Here is a 7,426-nt window from a genome sequence, read left to right as displayed (position 1 = left end):
CGCCAGGGGAATGACCCGAGGAACAGGAAACCCGGTGGCCGTGGCCGTCGGCTTCATGTTCTGGGAAATGTTGAAGATTGCAGTTGCCATCGCGATGCTGGTGATTGCAGCAAAAGTTGTGCCCAACCTCAGTTGGCCGGTGTTGCTGGTCACGATGGTGGTGTGCATGAAGGTGAACTGGTTGGCGCTGCTGTGGCGCCGCCGTTGATGGATACAGGGTTTCACGAATGACGACCGAAGGCCAAGAGCACGCCCCAAGCGCCGGTGAATACATCATTCACCACCTGCACCATCTGCAGAACAAGCACCAGGAAGGGGTCGTCGACTTCTCGGTGATCAACCTCGATTCGCTGTTCTTCACCGTGCTGCTCGGTGCCGTCGGCTGCTGGCTGCTGTGGCTGGCCGCACGCAAGGCCACGTCGGGCCGCCCGGGCCGCTTCCAGGCCGCCGTCGAGATCCTCGTCGAGATGGTCGACAGCCAGGCCAAGGGCATCGTCCACAACGCGCAGAGCCGCAGGATGGTCGCGCCGCTCGCGCTGACCGTCTTCGTGTGGATCTTCCTGCTGAACGCGATGGACATGCTGCCGGTCGACCTGCTGCCGTGGGTCAACGAGCACACCCTGGGCCTGCCGTACCTGCGCGTCGTGCCGACCGCCGACCTGTCGATCACGATGGGCCTGTCGCTGGGCGTGCTGCTGGTCTGCCTGTTCTACAACGTCAAGATCAAGGGCGCCGGCGGCTGGGTGCACGAGCTGTTCTCGGCCCCGTTCGGCGACAAGTGGTTCCTGTACCCGGTCAACTTCGCGATGCAGCTGATCGAGTTCGTCGCGAAGACCGTCTCGCACGGCATGCGGCTGTTCGGCAACATGTACGCCGGCGAACTGATCTTCATGCTGATCGCGCTGCTGGGTGGTGCCTGGAGCCTGTCGGGCACCGGCGTCGCGCTGTTCCTGCTCCACCTGCTGGCCGGTTCGGTGTGGACCATCTTCCACATCCTGATCATCACGTTGCAGGCCTTCGTGTTCATGATGCTGACCCTCGTCTACGTGGGCCAGGCGCACGACCACCACTGATCTTTCGCGGCAGATCGTTCTTTCTTCTTTCGTTCGTTTTTTCTACCAAACCTCAACAGGAGTCACCATGGAAGTCATTAGCTTTGTTGCCCTCGCCGCCGGCCTCATCATCGGTCTGGGTGCCATCGGCGCCTGCATCGGCATCGGCATCATGGGCAGCAAGTACCTCGAGTCGGCCGCTCGCCAGCCCGAGCTGATGAACGAACTGCAGACCAAGATGTTCCTGCTGGCCGGCCTGATCGACGCGGCGTTCATCATCGGCACCGGTATCGCGCTGTGGTTCGCCACCGCCAACCCGTTCCTGGCCCAGATCGCCAACCTGCCGAAGTAAGACGCGCCGGACCACCGGACATCTCCCTCTCATTCGTTCCAGAGGCAACACCGTGAGCATCAACGCTACGCTGATCGCGCAGATGATCGTGTTCCTGATCCTGGTCGGGTTCACGATGAAATTCGTGTGGCCGCCCATCGTGAAGGCACTCGACGAGCGTGCGCAGAAGATCGCCGACGGCCTGTCGGCCGCCGACAAGGCGAAGGCCGACCTGAGCGCCGCCAACCGCCGCGTCGAAGAGCAGCTCGCTGCCGCACGCAACGAGACCGCTCAGCGCCTGGCCGATGCCGAGCGCCTGGCCCAGGCGATGGTCGAAGAGGCCAAGACCCGCGCCGGCGAAGAGGGCGCGAAGATCGTCGCCGCCGCCAAGGCCGAAGCCGCACAGGAATCGGTGAAGGCCCGTGAGGCGCTGCGCGAGCAGGTCGCCGCGCTGGCCGTCAAGGGTGCCGAGCAGATCCTGCGCAAGGAAGTCAACGCCGGCGTCCACGCCGACCTGTTGAACCGCCTGAAGACGGAGCTCTGACATGGCCGAGCTCGCCACCATCGCCCGCCCGTACGCGGAAGCGCTGTTCCAGGTTGCCGGCAAGGGCGATCTGAAGCAGGCGTCCGAGCAGCTCGACGCGATCGCGGCCGTCGCCGCGAACGTGCAGATGCGCCAGTACGCCGACAACCCGAAGGCGACCGTCGACCAGGTGTTCGACGTGATCACCTCGGTCGTCAAGTCGCCGCTGTCGGACACCACCCGCAACCTGCTGCGCGCGGTCATCGAGAACGGACGCCTGGCCGCACTGCCCGAGGTGGCGGTGCAGTTCCATGCGTTGGTCAGCGAGCGCTCGGGCGTGTCGGAGGCCACCGTCTACAGCGCGTTCCCGATCGATGCTGCCCAGCTGCCGGCTGTGGTGGCCTCGCTCGAGAAGCGCTTCGGGCGCAAGCTCACGGCCAGCGTGCAGCTCGAGCCCGAGCTGATCGGCGGCATCCGCGTGGTGGTCGGCGACGAGGTGCTCGACACCTCGGTCAAGGCCCGTCTCGAACAAATGAAGGTGGCGTTGACGGCCTGACCCGCAAGGGTCGCCCCGAAGCGACAGCATTCCAACCTGCTGGCCAGCGTGCCGCGGACCGGAGAAAGCAATGCAACTGAATCCCGCTGAAATTTCCGAACTGATCAAGAGCCGCATCGAAGGCCTGGCCGGTTCGACCGACATCCGCAACCAGGGCACCGTGGTCTCGGTGACCGACGGCATCGTCCGCATCCACGGCCTGTCGGACGTGATGCAGGGTGAAATGCTCGAGTTCCCGGCCGCCAAGGACAACCAACCGAGCTTCGGCCTCGCGCTGAACCTCGAGCGCGACTCGGTCGGCGCGGTGATTCTGGGCGAGTACGAGCACATCTCCGAAGGCGACACGGTCAAGTGCACCGGCCGCATCCTGGAAGTGCCGGTCGGCCCCGAGCTGATCGGCCGCGTCGTCAACGCGCTGGGCCAGCCGATCGACGGCAAGGGTCCCGTCAACGCGAAGCTGTCGGCCCCGATCGAGAAGATCGCCCCGGGCGTGATCGCCCGGAAGTCGGTCGACCAGCCGATGCAGACCGGCCTGAAGTCCATCGACTCGATGGTGCCGGTCGGCCGCGGCCAGCGCGAGCTGATCATCGGCGACCGCCAGACCGGCAAGACCGCCGTCGCGATCGACGCGATCATCAACCAGAAGGGTCAGAACATGACCTGCATCTACGTTGCGATCGGCCAGAAGGCATCGTCGATCAAGAACGTGGTGCGCGCACTGGAAGCCAATGGCGCGATGGACTACACCATCGTCGTCGCCGCATCGGCTGCCGAATCGGCCGCGATGCAGTACGTGTCGGCCTACTCCGGCTGCACGATGGGCGAGTACTTCCGCGACCGCGGGCAAGATGCGCTGATCGTCTATGACGACCTGTCGAAGCAGGCCGTGGCCTACCGCCAGGTCTCGCTGCTGCTGCGCCGCCCGCCGGGCCGCGAAGCCTACCCGGGCGACGTGTTCTACCTGCACAGCCGCCTGCTGGAGCGTGCAGCGCGCGTCAACGCCGACTACGTCGAAGCCTTCACCAAGGGTGAAGTCAAGGGCAAGACCGGCTCGCTGACCGCGCTGCCGATCATCGAGACGCAGGCCGGCGACGTGTCCGCGTTCGTGCCGACCAACGTGATCTCGATCACCGACGGCCAGATCTTCCTGGAAACCTCGCTGTTCAACGCCGGCATCCGCCCCGCGATCAACGCCGGTATCTCGGTGTCGCGCGTCGGCTCGTCGGCACAGACCAAGATCATCAAGGGCCAGTCCGGCGGTATCCGTACCGACCTGGCGCAGTACCGTGAGCTGGCGGCGTTCGCGCAGTTCGCCTCCGACCTCGACGACGCGACCCGCAAGCAGCTCGACCGTGGTGCCCGCGTGACCGAATTGCTGAAGCAGGCGCAGTACTCGCCGCTGCCGATCAGCCTGATGGGCGCGACGCTGTTCGCGGTCAACAAGGGCTTCATGGACGATGTGGACGTGAAGAAGGTCCTGGCCTTCGAAGCCGGCCTGCACCAGTTCCTGAAGTCCAGCCACGCCGCGCTGCTGAAGGGCATCGAGGACACGAAGGCGCTGAGCAAGGAAGCCGAAGCCGAGCTGTCGACTGCCGTCGCCGCCTTCAAGAAGTCCTTCGCCTAAGTCCAGCCACTGAAGGAGCTCCGTCATGGCAGCAGGCAAGGAAATACGCGGCAAGATCAAATCGGTGGAGAACACCAAGAAGATCACCAAGGCCATGGAGATGGTCGCCGCCTCCAAGATGCGCAAGGCGCAGGACCGCATGCGCCATGCGCGTCCGTACGCCGAGAAGATCCGCAACCTGGCGGCCAACCTGTCGACGGCCACGCCCGAGTACAAGCACCCGTTCATGGTCGGCAATGCCGATGCGAAGACGGTCGGCTTCATCGTCGTGACCACCGACAAGGGCCTGTGCGGCGGCCTGAACACCAACGTGCTGCGTGCCGTCACCGGCAAGCTGCGCGAGCTGGAAACGCAGGGCCTGGGTGCCGAGACAGTAGCCATCGGCAACAAGGGCCTGGGCTTCCTGAACCGCGTCGGCGCGAAGGTGGTCTCGCAGGCCACGCAGCTGGGCGACAAGCCGCACCTCGACAAGCTGATCGGCCCCGTCAAGGTGCTGTTCGATGCGTACGCCGAGGGCAAGCTGAAGCAGGTGTTCCTGTGCTACACGCGCTTCATCAACACGATGAAGCAGGAACCGGTCGTGATCCAGCTGCTGCCGCTCGCGGCCGACAGCCTGGTGGTCGACAAGGGCACGCACGGCTGGGACTACATCTACGAGCCGGACGCGCCGACCGTCATCGACGAGCTGCTGGTGCGCTACACCGAGGCCCTGGTCTACCAGGCGGTGGCCGAGAACATGGCCTCGGAGCAATCGGCCCGCATGGTCGCGATGAAATCCGCGACCGACAACGCCGGCAGCGTCATCGCGGAGCTGAAGCTGGTCTACAACAAGACCCGCCAGGCAGCGATCACCAAAGAACTGTCCGAGATCGTCGCCGGTGCGGCGGCGGTCTGACCCTGATTTGATTCAAAGGAAGAAACATGGCTGACGGCAAAATTGTTCAGTGCATCGGTGCGGTGGTGGACGTCGAGTTCCCGCGCAATGCCATGCCGAAGATCTATGACGCGCTGAAGATGGAGGGCTCGGCCCTGACCCTCGAAGTGCAGCAGCAGCTGGGCGACGGCGTGGTGCGCACGATTGCGCTGGGCTCTTCCGACGGCCTGCGCCGCGGCCTGACGGTGCGCAACACCGGCAAGGCGATCTCGGTGCCGGTGGGTCGCGCGACCCTCGGCCGCATCATGGACGTGCTGGGCTCGCCGATCGACGAGCGCGGCGAAGTCAGCCAGGAGCTGACCGCATCGATCCACCGCAAGCCGCCGGCCTATGACGAGCTGAGCCCGTCGCAGGACCTGCTGGAAACCGGCATCAAGGTGATCGACCTGGTGTGCCCGTTCGCCAAGGGCGGCAAGGTCGGCCTGTTCGGCGGCGCCGGCGTCGGCAAGACCGTCAACATGATGGAGCTGATCAACAACATCGCGAAGGCTCACTCGGGCCTGTCGGTGTTCGCCGGTGTCGGCGAGCGCACCCGCGAGGGCAACGACTTCTATCACGAGATGGCCGACTCCGGCGTCGTGAACCTGGAGAACCTGCCCGAGTCGAAGGTCGCGATGGTCTACGGCCAGATGAACGAGCCGCCGGGCAACCGCCTGCGCGTCGCGCTGACCGGCCTGACGATTGCCGAGTCGTTCCGCGACGAAGGCCGCGACGTGCTGTTCTTCGTCGACAACATCTACCGCTACACGCTGGCCGGTACCGAAGTGTCGGCACTGCTGGGGCGCATGCCTTCGGCCGTGGGTTATCAGCCGACGCTCGCCGAGGAAATGGGGCGCCTGCAGGAGCGCATCACCTCCACGAAGGTCGGCTCGATCACGTCGATCCAGGCCGTGTACGTCCCTGCGGACGACCTGACCGACCCGTCGCCTGCCACCACCTTCGCCCACCTGGATTCCACCGTCGTGCTGTCGCGTGACATCGCGTCGCTGGGCATCTACCCGGCCGTGGACCCGCTGGACTCGACGAGCCGCCAGCTCGACCCGAACGTGGTCGGCGAAGAGCACTACGCCGTCGCCCGCCAGGTGCAGGGCACGCTGCAGCGCTACAAGGAACTGCGCGACATCATCGCGATCCTGGGCATGGACGAACTGGCACCGGACGACAAGCTGGCCGTGGCACGCGCCCGCAAGATCCAGCGTTTCCTGAGCCAGCCGTTCCACGTCGCGGAAGTCTTCACCGGCTCGCCGGGCAAGTACGTGCCGCTGAAGGAAACGATCCGTGGCTTCAAGATGATCGTCAACGGCGAGTGCGACAGCCTGCCGGAGCAGGCCTTCTACATGGTCGGCACGATCGACGAAGCCATCGCCAAGGCGAAGACGATTCAGTAATCCGAAGGAAACAGCATGGCAACCCTGCATGTCGACGTCGTCTCTGCCGAGGAAGCCATCTTCTCCGGCGAAGCGAAGTTCGTGGCGCTGCCGGGTGAGAACGGCGAGCTGGGCATCCTGCCCCGCCACACGCCGCTGATCACCCGCATCCGGCCGGGCGCGGTGCGCATCCTGCGCGCCGACACCGGCGAGGAAGAGTTCGTGTTCGTGGCCGGCGGCATTCTCGAAGTGCAGCCGGGCACGGTCACCGTGCTGGCCGACACCGCGATCCGCGGCAAGGACCTGGACGAGGCCAAGGCGGCCGAGGCGAAGAAGATCGCCGAGGAAGCCGTCAAGAACGCGAAGAGCGACCTCGACCTGGCGAAGGCGCAGAACGAACTGGTGGCCCTGGCCGCCCAGATCGCCGCGCTGCGCAAGTACCGCAAGAAGTAAGGCCCACGGCCTCACGACGAACCCGCCCGGCGCAAGCCCGGCGGGTTTCGTCTTTCAGGGCTTCGCGGGTGCGGCCGGTGCGGCCGGCGGCGTGAACGGCTTCACCGTGCCGCAGTCGCTGCCCAGCCACCTGGCCGTCATCGTCATCTGCGTGCTGCGGGCCTGGCCCTTCATCGTCATCGTCGTCGAGGTCTTCACCGCGTAGCTCTCGGGGCTGGTGAACGTGACCTCGCCGTCGGTCTCCGAGGCGGTCGGCTCGCCGCAGCTCGAATGCCACTTCCAGACGCTGCCGCTGCGCGTGCCGAAATCGGTCTTGCAGCGCGTCTGCGCCTCCTGCCAGCGGCCCTGGTCCAGCGATTCCTTCGTGTGGCAGATCTTCATGCCGCCGTTCGGGCCGCCGCGTGCCTTCATCGCCGCCTCCATGCGGGCACGGGCTTCGGGCGGCATGTCCTTCATGCGCTGCGCCATGTCGGGCATCGGCTGGCCGTTCACGAGGCGTTCGCTCTGCACCTCCCACAGCCCCGGCTTGATCGGCGGCGCGCTCTGCGCCTGCACGCAGAGGCCGTGGCACGACAACAGCAGGCCC

At 65.6% G+C, this 7,426-nt stretch carries 9 protein-coding genes and 1 pseudogene; 9 read left to right on the top strand and 1 reads right to left on the bottom strand.

The features are described 5' to 3' along the window. The 9 genes and pseudogenes from AC1D12_RS19045 to AC1D12_RS19005 form a co-directional block, all read left to right on the top strand. Positions 1-208 (top strand): annotated as a pseudogene (locus tag AC1D12_RS19045) (ATP synthase subunit I); the annotation flags it as partial. Positions 209-227: 19 nt separating this feature from the next. Continuing rightward, positions 228-1,073: a F0F1 ATP synthase subunit A gene (gene atpB, locus AC1D12_RS19040; RefSeq protein WP_047501584.1), complete on the top strand. Its 846-nt coding sequence runs from the start codon at positions 228-230 to the stop codon at positions 1,071-1,073. 67 nt (positions 1,074-1,140) lie between these two features. Continuing rightward, on the top strand, positions 1,141-1,404 hold the full coding sequence (atpE, locus tag AC1D12_RS19035; protein WP_047501588.1) for a F0F1 ATP synthase subunit C: 264 nt from the start codon (positions 1,141-1,143) through the stop codon (positions 1,402-1,404). Between the two features lie 52 nt (positions 1,405-1,456). Further along, positions 1,457-1,927, top strand: a complete 471-nt coding sequence (locus tag AC1D12_RS19030; RefSeq protein ID WP_047501590.1) for a F0F1 ATP synthase subunit B — start codon at positions 1,457-1,459, stop codon at positions 1,925-1,927. 1 nt (position 1,928) lies between these two features. Further along, positions 1,929-2,462: a F0F1 ATP synthase subunit delta gene (locus AC1D12_RS19025; RefSeq protein ID WP_477842216.1), complete on the top strand. Its 534-nt coding sequence runs from the start codon at positions 1,929-1,931 to the stop codon at positions 2,460-2,462. Between the two features lie 70 nt (positions 2,463-2,532). Beyond that, positions 2,533-4,086 (top strand): F0F1 ATP synthase subunit alpha, encoded by a 1,554-nt coding sequence (gene atpA / locus AC1D12_RS19020; RefSeq protein ID WP_047501594.1) that lies wholly within the window; start codon positions 2,533-2,535, stop codon positions 4,084-4,086. A 25-nt stretch (positions 4,087-4,111) separates the two neighbouring features. Continuing rightward, complete coding sequence (atpG, locus tag AC1D12_RS19015; RefSeq protein WP_047501596.1) at positions 4,112-4,981, top strand: F0F1 ATP synthase subunit gamma; 870 nt, start codon at positions 4,112-4,114, stop codon at positions 4,979-4,981. 26 nt (positions 4,982-5,007) lie between these two features. After that, the gene (gene atpD, locus AC1D12_RS19010; protein WP_047501597.1) at positions 5,008-6,408 is read left to right on the top strand and encodes a F0F1 ATP synthase subunit beta; all 1,401 of its coding nucleotides are present in this window, start codon (positions 5,008-5,010) and stop codon (positions 6,406-6,408) included. Between the two features lie 15 nt (positions 6,409-6,423). Next, the gene (locus tag AC1D12_RS19005) at positions 6,424-6,840 is read left to right on the top strand and encodes a F0F1 ATP synthase subunit epsilon (protein WP_047501599.1); all 417 of its coding nucleotides are present in this window, start codon (positions 6,424-6,426) and stop codon (positions 6,838-6,840) included. 54 nt (positions 6,841-6,894) lie between these two features. Here AC1D12_RS19005 and AC1D12_RS19000 read toward each other — a convergent pair. Beyond that, positions 6,895-7,426: DUF3617 domain-containing protein (locus AC1D12_RS19000; protein ID WP_477842214.1), on the bottom strand; the 532-nt coding region annotated here is incomplete at its 5' end.

Source organism: Rhizobacter sp. P1_G5, assembly GCF_056405435.1.
This window is presented reverse-complemented; position numbering and strand designations above follow the sequence as displayed.

What these genes read in the sequence shown, in the direction of transcription:
- atpB (WP_047501584.1), top strand. Translation starts at nt 228, where the DNA reads ATGACGACCGAAGGCCAAGAGCACGCCCCAAGCGCCGGTGAATACATC.
- atpE (WP_047501588.1), top strand. Translation starts at nt 1,141, where the DNA reads ATGGAAGTCATTAGCTTTGTTGCCCTCGCCGCCGGCCTCATCATCGGT.
- AC1D12_RS19025 (WP_477842216.1), top strand. Translation starts at nt 1,929, where the DNA reads ATGGCCGAGCTCGCCACCATCGCCCGCCCGTACGCGGAAGCGCTGTTC.
- atpA (WP_047501594.1), top strand. Translation starts at nt 2,533, where the DNA reads ATGCAACTGAATCCCGCTGAAATTTCCGAACTGATCAAGAGCCGCATC.
- atpG (WP_047501596.1), top strand. Translation starts at nt 4,112, where the DNA reads ATGGCAGCAGGCAAGGAAATACGCGGCAAGATCAAATCGGTGGAGAAC.
- atpD (WP_047501597.1), top strand. Translation starts at nt 5,008, where the DNA reads ATGGCTGACGGCAAAATTGTTCAGTGCATCGGTGCGGTGGTGGACGTC.
- AC1D12_RS19005 (WP_047501599.1), top strand. Translation starts at nt 6,424, where the DNA reads ATGGCAACCCTGCATGTCGACGTCGTCTCTGCCGAGGAAGCCATCTTC.